Source organism: Streptomyces callyspongiae (genome assembly GCF_047200695.1).
Lineage (GTDB): Bacteria > Actinomycetota > Actinomycetes > Streptomycetales > Streptomycetaceae > Streptomyces.
The window spans coordinates 86,101-101,952 of sequence record NZ_JBJZOM010000005.1 but is presented as its reverse complement, the minus strand read 5'-3'; the positions used below and the strand labels follow the sequence as shown (position 1 = coordinate 101,952).

The 15,852-nt window shown below is 70.6% G+C and carries 15 protein-coding genes; 2 read left to right on the top strand and 13 right to left on the bottom strand.

The window, feature by feature from the left end:
* Nucleotides 1-7 precede the first annotated feature (7 nt).
* The 5 genes from ACL06G_RS06070 to ACL06G_RS06050 form a co-directional block, all read right to left on the bottom strand.
* Nucleotides 8-979 carry a helix-turn-helix transcriptional regulator gene (locus tag ACL06G_RS06070; protein ID WP_412784200.1) on the bottom strand — a complete coding sequence of 324 codons (972 nt, stop codon included), beginning with the start codon at nt 977-979 and terminating at the stop codon, nt 8-10.
* A 130-nt stretch (nt 980-1,109) separates the two neighbouring features.
* Nucleotides 1,110-1,484: an FKBP-type peptidyl-prolyl cis-trans isomerase gene (locus ACL06G_RS06065; protein ID WP_412784199.1), complete on the bottom strand. Its 375-nt coding sequence runs from the start codon at nt 1,482-1,484 to the stop codon at nt 1,110-1,112.
* Nucleotides 1,485-1,540: 56 nt separating this feature from the next.
* Nucleotides 1,541-2,479, bottom strand: a complete 939-nt coding sequence (locus tag ACL06G_RS06060) for an FKBP-type peptidyl-prolyl cis-trans isomerase (RefSeq protein ID WP_412784198.1) — start codon at nt 2,477-2,479, stop codon at nt 1,541-1,543.
* A gap of 146 nt (nt 2,480-2,625) precedes the next feature.
* A complete protein-coding gene (gene pafA, locus ACL06G_RS06055) occupies nt 2,626-3,987 on the bottom strand; it encodes a Pup--protein ligase (RefSeq protein WP_412784197.1) in 1,362 nt (453 codons plus the stop codon).
* Between the two features lie 9 nt (nt 3,988-3,996).
* A complete protein-coding gene (locus ACL06G_RS06050; RefSeq protein WP_412835537.1) occupies nt 3,997-5,292 on the bottom strand; it encodes an MFS transporter in 1,296 nt (431 codons plus the stop codon).
* A 145-nt stretch (nt 5,293-5,437) separates the two neighbouring features.
* Here ACL06G_RS06050 and ACL06G_RS06045 point away from each other — a divergent pair, with 145 nt between their 5' ends.
* Nucleotides 5,438-6,481, top strand: a complete 1,044-nt coding sequence (locus tag ACL06G_RS06045) for a LacI family DNA-binding transcriptional regulator (RefSeq protein WP_412835536.1) — start codon at nt 5,438-5,440, stop codon at nt 6,479-6,481.
* Between the two features lie 36 nt (nt 6,482-6,517).
* Here the strand turns inward: ACL06G_RS06045 and prcA are convergent, their stop codons facing one another.
* The 5 genes from prcA to arc form a co-directional block, all read right to left on the bottom strand.
* Nucleotides 6,518-7,273 carry a proteasome subunit alpha gene (gene prcA, locus ACL06G_RS06040; RefSeq protein ID WP_412784194.1) on the bottom strand — a complete coding sequence of 252 codons (756 nt, stop codon included), beginning with the start codon at nt 7,271-7,273 and terminating at the stop codon, nt 6,518-6,520.
* A 42-nt stretch (nt 7,274-7,315) separates the two neighbouring features.
* Nucleotides 7,316-8,161, bottom strand: a complete 846-nt coding sequence (gene prcB, locus ACL06G_RS06035; RefSeq protein WP_412784193.1) for a proteasome subunit beta — start codon at nt 8,159-8,161, stop codon at nt 7,316-7,318.
* Between the two features lie 319 nt (nt 8,162-8,480).
* Complete coding sequence (locus ACL06G_RS06030) at nt 8,481-8,699, bottom strand: ubiquitin-like protein Pup (protein ID WP_412784192.1); 219 nt, start codon at nt 8,697-8,699, stop codon at nt 8,481-8,483.
* 151 nt (nt 8,700-8,850) lie between these two features.
* Nucleotides 8,851-10,362, bottom strand: a complete 1,512-nt coding sequence (gene dop, locus ACL06G_RS06025) for a depupylase/deamidase Dop (RefSeq protein ID WP_412784191.1) — start codon at nt 10,360-10,362, stop codon at nt 8,851-8,853.
* 86 nt (nt 10,363-10,448) lie between these two features.
* Nucleotides 10,449-12,215, bottom strand: coding sequence for a proteasome ATPase (gene arc, locus ACL06G_RS06020; RefSeq protein WP_412784190.1), 1,767 nt, complete (start codon nt 12,213-12,215; stop codon nt 10,449-10,451).
* Between the two features lie 242 nt (nt 12,216-12,457).
* Here arc and ACL06G_RS06015 point away from each other — a divergent pair, with 242 nt between their 5' ends.
* A complete protein-coding gene (locus ACL06G_RS06015; RefSeq protein ID WP_412784189.1) occupies nt 12,458-12,745 on the top strand; it encodes a ferredoxin in 288 nt (95 codons plus the stop codon).
* A 30-nt stretch (nt 12,746-12,775) separates the two neighbouring features.
* Here ACL06G_RS06015 and ACL06G_RS06010 read toward each other — a convergent pair whose 3' ends face one another.
* The 3 genes from ACL06G_RS06010 to ACL06G_RS06000 all read right to left on the bottom strand — a co-directional run bounded on the left by ACL06G_RS06010 (nt 12,776) and on the right by ACL06G_RS06000 (nt 15,729).
* Entirely contained in the window at nt 12,776-13,354 is a 579-nt protein-coding gene (locus ACL06G_RS06010; protein WP_412784188.1) for a hypothetical protein, read from the bottom strand.
* A 185-nt stretch (nt 13,355-13,539) separates the two neighbouring features.
* Nucleotides 13,540-14,433, bottom strand: coding sequence for a tRNA (adenine-N1)-methyltransferase (locus tag ACL06G_RS06005; protein ID WP_412784187.1), 894 nt, complete (start codon nt 14,431-14,433; stop codon nt 13,540-13,542).
* A 54-nt stretch (nt 14,434-14,487) separates the two neighbouring features.
* The gene (locus ACL06G_RS06000; RefSeq protein ID WP_412835535.1) at nt 14,488-15,729 is read right to left on the bottom strand and encodes a site-2 protease family protein; all 1,242 of its coding nucleotides are present in this window, start codon (nt 15,727-15,729) and stop codon (nt 14,488-14,490) included.
* Nucleotides 15,730-15,852 lie beyond the last annotated feature (123 nt).

The following is a 15,852-nucleotide window of genomic DNA, read 5'->3' as shown; positions in this document are numbered from 1 at the left end:
GCTCTGTTCAGCCCTTGGCGACGGCGCGCAGCCGGTCCACCACGTCGGCCCGCAGTTCCGCGGGCTCCAGGACCACCACGTCAGGGCCGAACTCGACCAGCCAGGCGTCCAGTCCGTGTCCGTACGGAATCTCCAGCTCGTCCCAGTCCGCGTCCAGCCGGCGGATCTCGCCGGCACGGGCGCGCAGCGGGTAGCCTGCGTCGCGCCGCAACCGGATGCGGGCGCGCCCCGTGGCGCTCTCTCCGGCCCAGCGCTCGACCGTCTCGCGCACGGCCACCTGGTCGGGAACGGCCGCGGTGAACGGGCCGGTCCGGGACCGTACCGGCCCGGTGATGCGGGAGAGCCTGAAGACCCGTTCGGCCCCCCGGTCCCGGTCGTGGCCGGCCAGGTACCAGTGGCCCCGCCAGCACTCCAGCGTCCAGGGCTCGACGCTGCGGCGCTCCGGACGGACGGCGTTGGCCTTCCGGTAGTCGAAGGCGACGGGGCGGCGGTCGCGGCACGCCAGCATGAGCGGCTCGAACGCGGCCTCGCGCGCCGGGATGCGGGGCTCCAGGGAGCTGTGCGGGTTGGGGTCTCCGTAGCCGCCGTCGTCGCCCGCCTGAGGCATGCCCCCTGCGGCCCGCAGCTTGTGGAGAGCACCGCTCGCGGCGCCCGCGAGTCGGGCCTGCTGCCAGACCCGCGCGGCCAGGCCCAGCGCGGTGGCCTCGGCGGCGTCCAGGGTGATCGGCGGCAGCCGGTTGCTGTCGCGCCGGGCGAGATAGCCGGTCTCTCCGTCGAGGTTGTCCACGATGTCGATGACAAGGCCGAGTTCGCGCAGATCGTCCTTGTCGCGCTCGAACATGCGGTTGAAGGAGTCGTCGCTGCCGGCTTCCAGGTACGCCTCGATGGAGCCGCGCAACTCGCGCTTGGTCAGGGGCCGCCGGGCCCCGAGCAGGCACAGCGCCAGGTTCATCAACCGCTCGGCCTTGGCAATCGCCATGGACCCCTTGCCTCTCTCATTCAGCTGGAGGCTACCGACCGTACCGCTCCGGTGGCACACGACCAAAGCGGAATCCGGGCGGTACGCAACGAGGCCCCCCGCCGCGGCGGGGGGCCTCCGGTCGCATGCCTCAGACGGCGACCAGGTCGCAGACGAAGATCAGGGTCTCGCCCGGCTTGATGCGGCCGCCGCCGGCGCCGGCGTCGCCGTACGCAAGGTGCGCGGGGATGGTCAGCCGGCGGCGCCCGCCGACCTTCATGCCCTGCACTCCGCGGTCCCAGCCCGCGATGACCTGTCCGGCACCGAGCTGGAACTGCAGCGGCTTGCCGCGGTTCCAGCTCGCGTCGAACTCCTCACCGGTGGAGAAGGACACGCCGACGTAGTGCACGGAGACGGTGTCCCCGGCCTTGGCCTCCGGTCCGTCGCCCTCCCAGATCTCCTGGACCTCCAGGTCCGCGGGGGGCTCCCCCTCGGGGAAGTCGACCTCGGGCTTGTCGATGCTCACGAATTGGCTCCTACGAATGGTGCACTTCCGACCCGCTCAGTGTGACAGACGCGCGCTCAGCGGATCTTCATGACGTCGACGACCATCACCACGTCGGACGCCTGCTTCTGCTGCTCCTTCGGGAACTCGCCCTTGGGCACCACGATCATGACCCGGCTCCCGGCCTTCTTGCCCACCAGGCCGTCCTTCCAGCCGGGCATCCGGCCGACCGGAATCTCCTGGGGGCCGCGGGGCATCTGCGCCGCCGGATTACCCTTCCAGGTGCTGATCTCGGCCTTCGGGTTGTCCCATTCGACGGCCCGGTAGTTGGCGAGCACCGTGTCGCCCGCGGCCACCTTCTCGCCGTCGCCCTCGATGACGGTCCTGCTCACGAGTTCCTCGGGGGCCTGCGCGCCCTCGGGGACGGTGATCCGCGGAGCCTTGTCGTCGGTGTTCACTCCGACACGCGGCAGTGCCTCGTCCTTCTGCGGCACCTTCGCGCCCTGCGGCGCCATGGGCACCGCCTCCTTGACGTCGATGGTGAACACCAGGGTGTCGCCCTTGCCGATGGCACTGCCCTGGGGCGGGTTGTCCCCGTAGCCGAGGTCCGGCGGCACCACCAGTTCCAGCCTGCTCCCGACCTTCTTGCCGATCAGGCCCTTGTCCCAGCCGTCGATCACGCCACCGACACCGATGGGGAAGCCCGAGGGGAGCTTGCGCTGGTAGCTGTCGTCGAAGGGCTTGCCCTCCCAGGTCTGACCCGCGTAGTGGGCGGTGATGAAGTCGGACTTCTCGATCCGGGGCCCGTCGCCCTTCTCGAGGACCTTCACCTGGAGATCGCCCGGCGGCTCTCCGGCACCGGCGTCGATCTCGGGCTTCTTGCCGTCCTCCCAGGACACGGCGGGCATGCCGCTCTGCTGCCCGGAATCGCCTCCGCCGCAAGCGGCGGTCGAGGCGATCAGCAGGGGTACGGCCACGGCCGCGGCGAAGCGGCGGGCAGTCGTGAAGCGCGTCATGTGGTCACTCTTGGGGTAGGGGATCCGGCTCGTGCCGGTGTCGAGCCCCCAGCCTACGGCCCGGCTGCTGCGGGACGGGGAAGCGCGACACGGAATCACCCCGGCGGGGCGACCGGTCCGTGTCCGCGCTCCCCTCCGCCATCGCCTCACATGCCCGCGATCAGCTTCTCCACCCGCTCGTCCACCGACCGGAAGGGGTCCTTGCACAGCACGGTGCGCTGCGCCTGGTCGTTCAGCTTGAGGTGCACCCAGTCGACCGTGAAGTCGCGCCGTTGCTCCTGGGCGCGCCGGATGAAGTCGCCGCGGAGCCGGGCACGCGTGGTCTGCGGCGGCACCGACTTGCCCTCGAAGATCCGCAGGTCGTCGCAGATCCGTGCCGCCTGTCCCTTGCGTTCCAGCAGGTAGTACAGCCCGCGGCGCCGGTGGATGTCGTGGTAGGCGAGGTCGATCTGCGCGACCCGCGGGTGCGACAGCGTGATGTTGTTCTTCGCCCGGTACCGCTCCAGGAGCTTGTACTTCATCACCCAGTCGATCTCGGTACCGACCTTGTCGAGGTCCTGCGTGCGGACCGCCTCGAGGGTTCGGCCCCACAGGTCGAGGACCCGCTCGACCATGCCGGTGCGGATCCCGCGACGCTCGCAGAAGTCCAGTGCCTTCTCGTAGTACTCCTGCTGGATCTCGAGCGCCGAGGCCTCCCGCCCGCTGGCGAGGCGCACCTTGCGCTGCCCGGTCATGTCGTGGCTGACCTCGCGGATCGCCCTGATGGGGTTCTCCAGCGTGAGGTCGCGCATGACCGTGCCCGCCTCGATCATGCGCAGCACCAGATCGGTGGCCCCGACCTTGAGCAGCGTGGTCGTCTCGGACATGTTCGAGTCGCCCACGATGACATGGAGACGGCGGTAGCGCTCCGCGTCCGCGTGCGGCTCGTCACGCGTGTTGATGATGGGCCGGGAACGGGTGGTCGCGGAGCTGACGCCCTCCCAGATGTGCTCGGCGCGCTGGCTGACGCAATAGACCGCTCCGCGTGGGGTCTGCAACACCTTTCCCGCTCCGCAGACCAGCTGACGGGTGACCAGGAAGGGAATCAGGACGTCGGCGAGCCGCGAGAACTCGCCGTGCCTGGCGACCAGATAGTTCTCGTGGCAGCCGTAGGAGTTCCCCGCCGAGTCGGTGTTGTTCTTGAACAGATACACGTCGCCGGCGATGCCCTCCTCGTGGAGGCGCCGTTCCGCATCGACGAGCAGCCCCTCCAGGATGCGCTCGCCGGACTTGTCGTGGGTGACCAGTTCAGTGACGCTGTCGCACTCGGGAGTGGCGTACTCCGGGTGCGATCCGACGTCCAGGTAGAGGCGGGCGCCGTTGCGCAGAAAGACGTTGCTGCTGCGGCCCCATGACACGACACGGCGGAAGAGGTACCGCGCCACTTCGTCGGGGGACAGCCGCCGCTGCCCCCGGAACGTACACGTGACGCCGTACTCGTTCTCCAGCCCGAAGATTCGGCGGTCCATGACTGAACATTACGCCTTATGGCCTGTTCTGAAACCGGGTTCGGGTTCCGCGTGCCGATCATTTTCCGCCTCCCGGCCGCTCGTCGCACCGCCGGTGGCCGGTTCCGGCGCGGAGGCCGCGGAGGCCGCGGTGACGGGTGAGAGCACACCGCCGGTGACGAGGAGGACGCAGAACGCGGCGGCCCCTCCCGCGGCCGCCACTCCGAAACCGGCCGCTGTTCCGGCCTCCTCCAGTACGGGGCCGACCACTGCGGTGCCGGCGGCGGCACCGACACCGAAGGTGGTGACGAGCCAGGAGAACGCCTCGGTGACCGTGCCGGTCGGCGCGTGCCTGTCGACCACCACGAAGGAGCAGGCCAGCGCAGGGGCCAGGAAGATTCCCGCAACACCGGCCAGCGCGGTCATCAGCACCGGTCCCGGAACCAGCAGGAGCGGAGCGTAACCGGCGGCCAGGGCTGCGACGAGCGTGCGGAGTCTGCGCTCCGGCGCGCCCGGCCAGGGTCGCGCCCCGTAGAGGAGTCCGCCGAGGAGTGCACCGGTGCCGAGGGCGGAGAGCAGGTAGCTCGAGAGAAGACTGTTCCCCTGGTCGTCGGCGTAGGCGACGGCGGCCACGGCGATCGTGCCCAGGGCGAGGCCGACGAAGAAGAAGGAGCCGAGCAGGGCCAGCAGCCCTCCGGAACGCAGTGCGCCCAGCCAGTGGGCCTCGCGCGGAGCGGAGCGCCAGAGCCGGGAGGGCGGCGAGACGACCACCGAGAGCGCCCCCAGCACGCCGAGCAGGTTGATGACCAGCAGCGCCGCCGCCTCGTTCCACAGGGCCACCAGCAGCGTCACCAGCAGCGGCCCGACGGCGAACATCACCTCCTGCGCGACGGCGTCGAGCGCGTACGCGGCGTGGACCCGGTCGTTGCGGCCGAGGACGCCCGGCCACAGTGCCCGGAGTCCGCCTTCCAGCGGTGGCGTGAAGAGACCGGCCACCAGCACGGCCGTGTACGCGATCCACGGGACTCCGGTGCCCTGCACCGCCAGGAGTGCCATGCCGGCTCCGGACAGGACCGCGGCGGGGAACATCACCCGGGGCTGCCCGTGGAGGTCCACGGCACGGCCGAGCAGGGGTTGCCCGACGGCCGTGGCGAGTCCGTACACGGCCGCCAGCGCCCCGGCCAGCGAGTAGCCGCCGCCCTCGGCACGCACGAACAGCACGATCGCGAGGGCGGCTGTGGCGTTCGGCAGCCGTCCGATCAGGGTCCCGACGAGCAGGCGCACCGCGTGCCGCGCGCGCAACAGTTCGGCGTAGCCGTTCGCCACGGCACGCTCCTCTCGCCCGGCCCGAGGGAGTGGGACCGGATCGGTCGCAGTAATACGTATAACCTGCCGCGTCATACGTACCATGACGCCAGTCGGGGGTCCACCCCGCCCGGCGCCGCGCCGGAGGAGGAAGGTGACGAGCGGGATGCGGAGCAGCAGAGCGGCCGTGCCGCCCACCGGCCGGGACGTGGCGCGCCGGGCCGGGGTGTCGCAGGCGACCGTGTCCCTGGTGATGGGCGACAAGTGGCACGGGAGGGTCTCGGCACGCACGGCGGAGGCGGTGCGTGCCGCGGCGGCCGAGCTGGGATACCGGCCGAATCTGGCGGCGCGGAGCCTGCGGCTGGGCCGCAACCGGACGGCCCTGCTGGTGGTCCCGGCACTGACCGGCGACTTCTTCGCCCGCGTGCATGCGGGCGCGGCCCGGGTCGCCGCGGAGCACGACTTCGGGATGGTGCTGTACCCCTCTCCCGAAGGAGTGGGGCCGGCACCGGACCCGTTCAGTTCCGCGCGCTCCTCGCTGGACGGGGTGATCGCGTCCTCGATGGCCCCCGAAGCCCTTGCGGCGCTGCAGTCCGGCGGGCTCCCGCTGGTCATGCTGGACAGCGATCCCGCGGACGCCGAGGGCGGCGCCGACGCCACGGTCAACCTCGACATCGCCTCGGGAATGCGGGCGGTGGCCGGGCATCTGCTGCGGCTGGGGCACCGACGGGTCGGTCACCTGTCGGCGGAGGTGGGATCGTGGACCTTCCGGGTGCGCGCCGACGCCCTGTACACCGCACTCGCGGAGAGGGGCGCCACCCTGACCGGCACGGAGCCCGCCGAGCTGAGCGTCACGGGCGGTCTGCGGGCTGCGGCACGGCTGCTGGAGCGGAAGCCCGAGACAACGGCTCTCGTGTGCGACGACGACCTGCTGGCGGCCGGTGCCTGCAAAGCGGTGCGCAGACGGGGGCTGCGGGTGCCCGACGACATCTCCGTCACCGGATTCGACGACCTGGCGCTGGCGACCGCGGTGGAGCCGGAGCTGACGACTGTGCGGCTGCCGGCCGAAGAGATCGGCGCTGCCGGCATGGACGCGTTGCTGGCCGTGCTCGACGGCCGGGCGGCGCGTCCCGGGGTGCTGCCCGTCTCGCTGGTGGAACGGGGTTCCACCAGCGCTCCGGGCGCCGCCTCCCGCCCCGGCGGCGGCTGAGCGGCTCGGGAGCCGCGCGCCCCGCCGAAGCGCTCCCTACTGCTCGGGGTCGGTGTCGTTGTCGTCCGTGCCGGCGGAGGAGCCGCCGGCCGGTGTCTCGTCGAGGAGGTGGGCGACACGACGGCCGAGTACCCGCTTGAACTTCCGCGTCTGCGGCCGGGAACGGTCCAGGACGGCGACTTCGAGCTGCTCGGAGGTCAGGGAACGGTCGCCACCGTTGTTGTCGCGCGACAGCGCCTCGACGGCGAGCTTGAGGGCCTCGCCGAGCGACATGTCGTCACGGTGCCGCTGTTCCAGGTGGCTGCCGATGGAGTCGGAGTTGCCTCCCACCGCGACGGACCCGTGCTCGTCGACGATCGATCCGTCGTGCGGCAGCCGGTAGATCTGGTCCTCGTCCGGCGTGGCGCCCACCTCCGCGACGATCAACTCCACCTCGTAGGGCTTCTCCGCGGCGCTGGAGAAGATCGTGCCGAGCGTCTGGGCGTAGACGTTGGCCAGCCCCCGCGCGGTCACGTCGTCGCGGTCGTAGGTGTAGCCGCGCAGGTCGGCGTAGCGCACGCCCCCGATGCGGAGGTTCTCGAACTCGTTGTACTTGCCCACCGCGGCGAAGGCGATCCGGTCGTAGATCTCGCTGACCTTGTGCAGTGCGCGCGAGGGGTTCTCCGCGACGAACACGATGCCGTCGGCGTACTGCAGCACGACCACGCTGCGTCCCCGCGCGATGCCCTTGCGGGCGTACTCGGCACGGTCGGCCATGGCCTGCTGGGGTGAGACATAGAACGGCGTCGACACCGGTTGTTGCCCCTTCCTTCTTCGACGGGTGCTGGAGGGCCCTCAGAGAACCGGGGCCTGCGGCCCGTTGGGCTGCTGCAGACGGCCCTCGTGCACCGTCCGGGCGATCTCGGACACCTCGGCCTCCGTCATCCGCCGGTAGCCGTCGTCCGTGATCACCGTGACGATGGGGTAGATGCGCCGGGCCATGTCGGGACCACCGGTCGCCGAGTCGTCGTCCGCGGCGTCGTACAGCGCCTGGACCACGGCGGTGGCGGCCTGCTGCTCGGTCATGTCCTCGCGGAACAGCTTCTTCAGCGATCCGCGCGCGAAGACCGAACCGGAGCCGACCGCGGCGAACCCGGTCTCCTCGGAACGGCCGCCGGTGACGTCGTAGCTGAAGATGCGGCCCTTCTCGCGCTCCACGTCCCAGCCGGCGAAGACCGGCACCACCGCCAGACCCTGCATGGCCATGCCGAGATTACTGCGGATCATGGCGGACAGGCGGTTGGCCTTGCCCTCCAGGGAGAGCTGGGAGCCTTCGACCTTCTCGAAGTGCTCCAGCTCCAGCTGGAAAAGCTTGACCATCTCGACGGCCAGGCCGGCCGTGCCGGCGATCCCGACGGCGGAGTACTCGTCCGCCGGAAAGACCTTCTCGATGTCCCGCTGCGCGATGACGTTGCCCATCGTGGCCCTGCGGTCACCGGCCAGCACCACACCTCCCGGGAACGACGTCGCGACGATCGTCGTGCCGTGCGGCGCCTGGACGGCACCCTCGACCGGCGGCAGCGGCCGGCTGCCCGGCAGTTGCTCCGGTGCGTGCGTGGACAGGAAATCCATGAACGAGGAGGAACCGGGAGTCAGGAAGGCGGCCGGCAGACGCCCGGTGCTACGAGTTTCGGCTTCCACGCGTTTCCTTCCGGGTAGGCGACGGCCCGCAGTCCCCAGGGCCCTTGCTCGAACCGCCTCGACACCGCGTTGCGGCCGAAGCACGGTACGCCACGGACCTTACCCGTCCTGCGGCGGTGATCCACATGCTCTTCCGCACCGGACGGAAGAAGTTTCGCGGGCGCGGAGTCAGGGCCGTCGGGCATGCAAACCCGCCGGTCGACCCCGCACAGCAGCGGGGTCGACCGGATCCCGGACCGGTGGCCCGGTGGGACCTCGGCCCGACGGGGCGGTACTCGCTTGCGTCAGGGGCCCGGACGGGGCGGCGGCAGCAGGACCGTCACTGGCCGCCCTTCTGCACGAAGCTGCGGACGAAGTCCTCGGCGTTCTCCTCGAGGACGTCGTCGATTTCGTCGAGGACGGAGTCCACGTCGTCGGACAGCGCCTCCTGGCGCTCCTTGAGGTCCTCGGAGACCTGCGCGTCCTGCGCCTGCTCCTCGGTCTCCTCGGTCTGGCGGGTGGCCTTCTGCTGGCCGCCGTCGGTGTCCTTGGTCGCCATTTCCCTCACCCCGCTCGGGTCGGTGTACGCGAAAGGTACAAGATCAGAGCTTACAAGCAGTGGCTGACATCGGCGCTCCCTCCGGCCGCCTCACCGGTCGAGGGGATCATTCCCCGTCAAGGCTCCGGATAGCCCTGGATCGGCGGACGTATCAGCTGCCGGAGAGCGCCCTGACCAGCTCCTCCGCCGTACGGCAGCGGTCGAGGAGGCTCTCCACGTGCTCGCGGGTGCCGCGCAGCGGCTCCAGCGTGGGCACGCGCTGCAGCGAATCACGGTCCGGAAGATCGAAGATCACCGAGTCCCAGGAGGCGGCGGCCACGGCATCGGCGTACTTGTCGAGGCAGCGGCCCCGGAAGTAGGCCCTGGTGTCCTCGGGCGGCCGGGTCACGGCACGGCCGACGTCCTGCTCGTCCAGGAGGCGCTTGATGCGTCCCCGCTGGGCCAGACGGTTGTAGAGCCCCTTGTCGGGCCGGACATCGGCGTACTGCAGATCGACGAGGTGGAGCCGGGAGGCGTCCCAGTCGAGGCCGTCACGGCGGCGGTAGCCCTCCATCAGCTCCCGCTTGGCGACCCAGTCGAGCTCGCCGGAGAGGCTCATGGGGTCCGCCTCGAGCCGCCCGAGGACGTCCTCCCACCGCGACAGCACGTCCTTGGTCTGGTCGTCGGCGTCGTCGCCGTACCGTTCCTCGACGTACTTGACGGCCAGCTCGTAGTACTCCATCTGGAGCTGGACCGCAGTGAGCTTTCGGCCGTTCCGCAGCGTGACCAGGCGTTGCAGCGTCGGATCGTGCGAGACCTGGTGGAGCGTCCGCACGGGCTGGTCGACGGCGAGATCGACGGCGATGAACCCGTCCTCGATCATGGACAGGACGAGTGCGGTGGTACCCAGCTTCAGGTAGGTGGAGATCTCCGAGAGGTTCGCGTCACCGATGATCACGTGCAGGCGGCGGTACCGCTCGGCGTCGGCGTGCGGCTCGTCGCGCGTGTTGATGATCGGCCGCTTCAGCGTCGTCTCGAGGCCGACCTCGACCTCGAAGTAGTCGGCGCGCTGACTCAGCTGGAAGCCGTGCTCCCCGCCGTCCTGCCCGAGGCCCACCCGGCCCGCCCCGCACACGACCTGGCGGGAGACGAAGAACGGTGTCAGGTGCCTCACGATCTCGGAGAACGGCGTCTCCCGCTTCATCAGGTAGTTCTCGTGGGTGCCGTAGGCGGCACCCTTGTTGTCGGTGTTGTTCTTGTACAGGAGGATGGGCTGGGTCCCGGGCACCTCGGCCGCGCGGCGGGCGGCCTCGGCCATGACCCGCTCCCCCGCCTTGTCCCAGAGGACCGCGTCCCACGGGTTGGTGACCTCGGGGGCGCTGTACTCGGGGTGGGCGTGGTCGACGTACAGCCGGGCACCGTTGGTGAGGATGACGTTGGCCAGGCCGATGTCCTCGTCCGTGAGCTGGCTGGCCTCGGCGGCCTCCCTGGCGAGGTCGAACCCCCGGGCGTCCCGGAGCGGGTTCTCCTCCTCGAAGTCCCAGCGCGCCCGCCTCGCCCGGTGCATCGCCGCCGCGTAGGCGTTCACGACCTGGGACGAGGTCAGCATGGCGTTGGCGTTCGGGTGGCCGGGCACGGAGATGCCGTACTCCGTCTCAATGCCCATTACTCGCCGTACGGTCATACGACCCTCCTTGCCGGCAGTGTCCCGCCACCAACGGCCGGCTGCGGGACCCCGAGCCGGGGGACCCGCAGCCGGTCGTGTCGTCTCTACAGGTACTGACCGGTGTTGGCCACCGTGTCGATGGAACGGCCGGTGTCCGCGCCCTGCTTCCCGGTGACGAGGGTGCGGATGAAGACGATCCGCTCGCCCTTCTTGCCGGAGATCCGGGCCCAGTCGTCGGGGTTCGTGGTGTTGGGGAGGTCCTCGTTCTCCTTGAACTCGTCCACGCAGGCGGCGAGCAGGTGCGAGACGCGGAGCCCCTTCTGGTTCTGGTCGAGGAAGGCCTTGATGGCCATCTTCTTCGCGCGATCGACGATGTTCTGGATCATCGCTCCCGAGTTGAAGTCCTTGAAGTACAGGACCTCCTTGTCACCGTTGGCGTAGGTGACCTCGAGGAAGCGGTTCTCCTCCGATTCAGCGTACATCTGCTCGACGACCGACTGGATCATGCCGTCCACGGTGGCCACTGCGTCCCCGTGGTGCTCGGCAAGGTCGTCCGCGTGCAGCGGCAGGTTCGCGGTCAGGTACTTGGAGAAGATGTCACGGGCGGCCTCGGCGTCGGGACGCTCGATCTTGATCTTCACGTCGAGGCGTCCCGGCCGGAGGATCGCGGGGTCGATCATGTCCTCGCGGTTGGAGGCGCCGATGACGATGACGTTCTCCAGTCCCTCCACACCGTCGATCTCGGACAGCAGCTGCGGGACGATCGTGTTCTCCACGTCCGAGCTGACGCCGGACCCTCGGGTGCGGAAGAGGGAGTCCATCTCGTCGAAGAACACGATGACGGGGGTTCCCTCGCTCGCCTTCTCCCGTGCCCGCTGGAAGACCAGGCGGATGTGCCGCTCGGTCTCGCCCACGTACTTGTTGAGCAGCTCCGGCCCCTTGATGTTGAGGAAGTAGCTCTTCCCCTGGGGCTTGCCGGTCACCTCTGCGACCTTCTTGGCAAGGGAGTTGGCGACCGCCTTGGCGATCAGGGTCTTGCCGCATCCCGGCGGTCCGTAGAGCAGCACGCCCTTGGGCGGGCGGAGTTCGTGCTCCTGGAAGACGTCCGGGTGCAGATAGGGGAGCTCGACCGCGTCGCGGATCGACTCGATCTGGCCACCGAGGCCGCCGATGCGGCCGTAGTCGATGTCGGGAACCTCTTCGAGGACCAGTTCCTCGACCTCGCTCTTCGGCACGACCTCGTAGACGTAGCCGGAGCGCGTCTCGAGCAGCAGCGCGTCACCGGCGCGCAGTGTGGCCTCCAGCAGCGGCTGGGCGAGCCGGACCACGCGCTCCTCGTCGGTGTGGCCGACGACGAGGGCACGCTCGCCGTCCTCCAGCACCTCCTTGAGGGTCACGATGTCGCCGGCGCGCTCGAAGGCCATGGCCTCGACCACGTTGAGCGCCTCGTTGAGCATGACCTCCTGGCCGCGCCGGAGGTCCTCCAGCTCCACGCTGGGGCTCACGTTCACCCGGAGCTTGCGGCCCCCGGTGAAAATGTCGGCCGTGCCGTCCTCGTTGGCCTCGAGGAAGACCCCGAATCCGGCCGGGGGCTGCGCCAGCCGGTCGACCTCTTCCTTGAGGGCCACGATCTGGTCCCGTGCCTCGCGGAGGGTGCCCGCGAGCCGTTCGTTCTGGGCGGACACTCCGGCCAGATTCGTCTGCAGCTCGACGATCCGCTCCTCGAGAATCCGAGTATGCCGCGGAGAGTCGGCGAGCTTCCGGCGCAGGACGGCGATCTCCTGCTCGAGACGGGCGACCTCGCCGGACGGGTCCTCCGGGCCCTGTTCCGGGCGGATGCCGCGGTTGGTGTCGTCGTCTTGGGCTGCCACGGTCCTCACCTCCTCCAGGGGGAGCTGGACGTTTCTGACCCTACCTGCACAGGTAGGGGTTGAAACCCCTAGATCACAAAGACGGCGGGGTGTGTCCGATCTTCACCCCTGCGCGCTCCCTCACGCCTGGGGAATACCCACCCGCAAACCTCCGAAGCCGCCCGGCTGTATCGTCGGAGCAGCCAACACCCGTGGGGAGTGGCTTTGTTTCACACGCGAGCGCAGGAACGGCAGGCGACAGGATGACCAACGGGAACGAGGCTCTCGAGGTCTGGATCGACCAGGACCTGTGCACCGGCGACGGCATCTGCGCGCAGTACGCGCCGGAGGTCTTCGAGCTGGACATCGACGGTCTGGCCTACGTCAAGGACGCCGACGACGAGCTGCTGCAGGACGAGGGCGCGACGACTCCCGTGCCGCTCCCGCTGCTGAAGGACGTGCGGGCATCGGCCGAGGAGTGCCCCGGCGACTGCATCCACGTACGGCGGGTTTCGGACAGGGTCGAGGTCCACGGTCCCGACGCGGAGTGACCCGGCGAGGGCGGCGGTCGCCCGGAGCGCTCACACGCTGCGGGCGACCGGTTCCGGGACGAGGACGAACCGGCCGTCCTGCCACCGCCAGGTGACCTTGCGCTCCAGATCCGGACAGCAGCGGGGGACGTCGTCGGAGGAGTAGCCGAGCAGGGTGACCGCGATGGCGCGGCTCCCGCTCTCACGCAGAGTGAAGTCCTGCGTGCTCATGCCCTCCTCCGGTGCCAGCAGGGTCTCCACGATCCGCGGGCGGCCCCCGGAGCCGACCGGCCGGGTGAGCACGAAGATGCCGCTCGGCGGGGTGCCCGTGGGTGAGGCGCAGCGGACCAGCGCCACCGTCTCGGCCCGCCCGTCGTCGTCGAAGTCGGCGGAGGCGGCGTCGATCACGTCCACGGCAGGCCCCGACGGCCCGCAGTCCAGCGGGTAGCGCGCGCGGTCCGCCTCGGGGGCCTCCCCGGCAGCGGTCGCCGCCTGTTCGGCGCTCGCCCCGGACGGCTGGATCACGGCGGCCAGGGCCACCACTGCCGTCAGGGCGAGACCGGTGGCCGCCCAATGGACGAGACGGGTGCGGGTGTGCGGGAGAACGTCCTGGCCGGCCGGGTGCTGCACGCGAGTGGTCTCCTGGGGGAGCTGTGACGGCTGGGGTGCCCAGCATGGTGCCACAGGTCACATTCCCGGGAGGATGCGGGGGGGGTGCGACACGTCCGTGGTGCTCCGGCCGGAACGCCGAGGACGCCGCCCCCGGAGATCGGGGTACGACGTCCTCTGTCGGGATCGGTACTGCCAGGCGGGTGTCAGCGGCTCCCGGAACCGGGGCCGGAGTAGTCGGCTCCGTACGCGCCCTTCGACGGCCGGCGGCGGCGCAGGGGCGGCTCCACCCCGTCCGCGAGGCGGCGGGCGGTGAGCAGGAACCCGGTGTGGCCGATCATGCGGTGGTCGGGGCGGACCGCCAGCCCTTCCACGTGCCAGTTGCGGACCATGGTCTCCCAGGCCTGCGGCTCGTTGAACGTGCCGTGCTCGCGGATGGACTCCACGGTGCGGGCGAGCTGGGTCGTGGTCGCCACGTAGGCACAGAGGATGCCACCGGGCACGAGGGCCTTGGAGACGGAGTCCAGGCACTCCCAGGGCGCCAGCATGTCGAGGAGGACCCGGTCGACGTCGGTGTCGGAGAGGTTGTCCTGGAGATCGCCCACCGTGAGCGTCCAGGCGGGGTGGGGGCTGCCGAAGTAGCGCTCGACGTTGCGCTCGGCGATCTCGGCGAAGTCGGCCCGGCGCTCGTAGGAGTGGAGCATGCCCTGGTCGCCGACGGCACGGAGCAGGAACGTGCTGAGGGAGCCCGAGCCCACACCTGCCTCGACGACGCGCGCGCCGGGGAAGATGTCGGCCATGGCGAGTACCTGTCCGGCGTCCTTGGGGTAGACGACGGCGGCTCCGCGCGGCATGGACAGGACGTAGTCGGGGAGCAGGGGGCGCAGCGCGAGGTACGCGACGTTTCCGGTGGTGCGGACGACACTTCCCTCGGGAGCCCCGATCAGCTCGTCGTGGGGGAACGCTCCCTTGTGGGTGTGGAAGCTCTTCCCTGCCTCGAGCGTGATCGTGTAGTGGCGTCCCTTGGGATCGGTGAGCTGGACCTGGTCCCCGACCTCGAAGGGCCCGCGACGGCGGGCGGCACCGGTCGGTTCGGACATGGCTCCAGCCTATCGGGCGCCGGACGGGGGCGGCGCCCCGGGCCCGTTCCGGTGTCAGGCGGCGGGTTTCGACATCGCCGTCACGAAGGCGCGCTCGACGTCGCCGGTCGACAGCACGCCGTAGATCGCGCCGGTGTCCTCGACCACCAGGTACTCGGTCGCCGGTGTGGCCCGCAGGTGGTCCAAAAGGTCCTCTCCCGCGAGTTCGGCGGGGATCCGCATGCCGTCCTTGAGGTCCTGCGCGAGCGAGCCGGCGGAGACCCAGGGCCTGCGGTGCTGGGGCACGGCGACGATGGCGGTCTCGCGCACCACGGCGACGGGGTCGCCGTGGCCGTCGACCACGACCAGGGCGCGGGCCCCGGCCTCGTTGGCCCGCCGCAGGGCCTCCGAGAGGGGCGTGTCCTGCTCGACGGGCACGGCGCGGCGGGTGAGGGTACGGGCCCGCAGGTCCGGGAGCCGCTCCCGCAACCGCGCCATGCGGAGGCTGTTGCCCGCACCCGTCCAGATGATGGCGGCCAGGATGGCGGCCAGGAGCGCGTCGGTGAGCGCGTCGACGCCGCCGGAGCCGTCCTCGGTGAATCCCCCCGCGTGGGTGGCGAGCGGGAAACCGACGAGCACGACCACCGCGAGGGCACGGCCGGTCCAGGCGGCGGCGACCGTGCCCGTCATCGCCCTGCCGCTGAGCTTCCACACCACGGCCCGCAGCATGCGGCCGCCGTCCAGGGGCAGCCCGGGAAGCAGGTTGAACGCGGCGACGATGAGGTTGGAGAGCATGAGGCCCGCCAGCAGCACGCCGGGGACGGTGCCCGGTTCGACGGCGCTCATGCCGGCGTAGAACACCCCGGCGAGCACGAGGGACAGCAGGGGGCCCACGAAGGCCAGCACGAACTCGCGGCCGGGTGTCTCCGATTCCTTCTCGATCTCCGAGACGCCGCCGAAGAACTGCAACTGAATCCGGCGCACCGGCAGCCCGAAGCGGAGCGCGGCGACCGTGTGGGCGAGTTCGTGGACGAGCACGGAGGCGTAGAAGGCGACCGCGAAGAACAGGGCGATGAGGTAGCGGGCGCCTCCGAGATGGGGCAGCACACGTTCGAGCTGACCCCCGAAGACCCAGGTGATGAGGGCCGCGACGAGGAACCAGCTGGGTGCGACATACACCGGTACCCCGAACAGCCGCCCCATCAGGATGCCGCCGCCGCTGCCGCGCCGCCGCCCCGGGCCGGGGCGGCCGTCGCCGCGCTGCGGTCCGCCGGAGCCGGCTCCGTGCGGCTCGCCGCCGTTGTCCGTGTCCGCCACGGGTTCCCCTCTGCCGCTGCCTCGCACCCGCGAAGTCCGCGGTCACTCGTTCTTGCAGTGTGACAGCTTCCGGACCCGATGGTATGCGCCCTCGTGTCCGTGACGGGCCCTAGGGTCGGTACC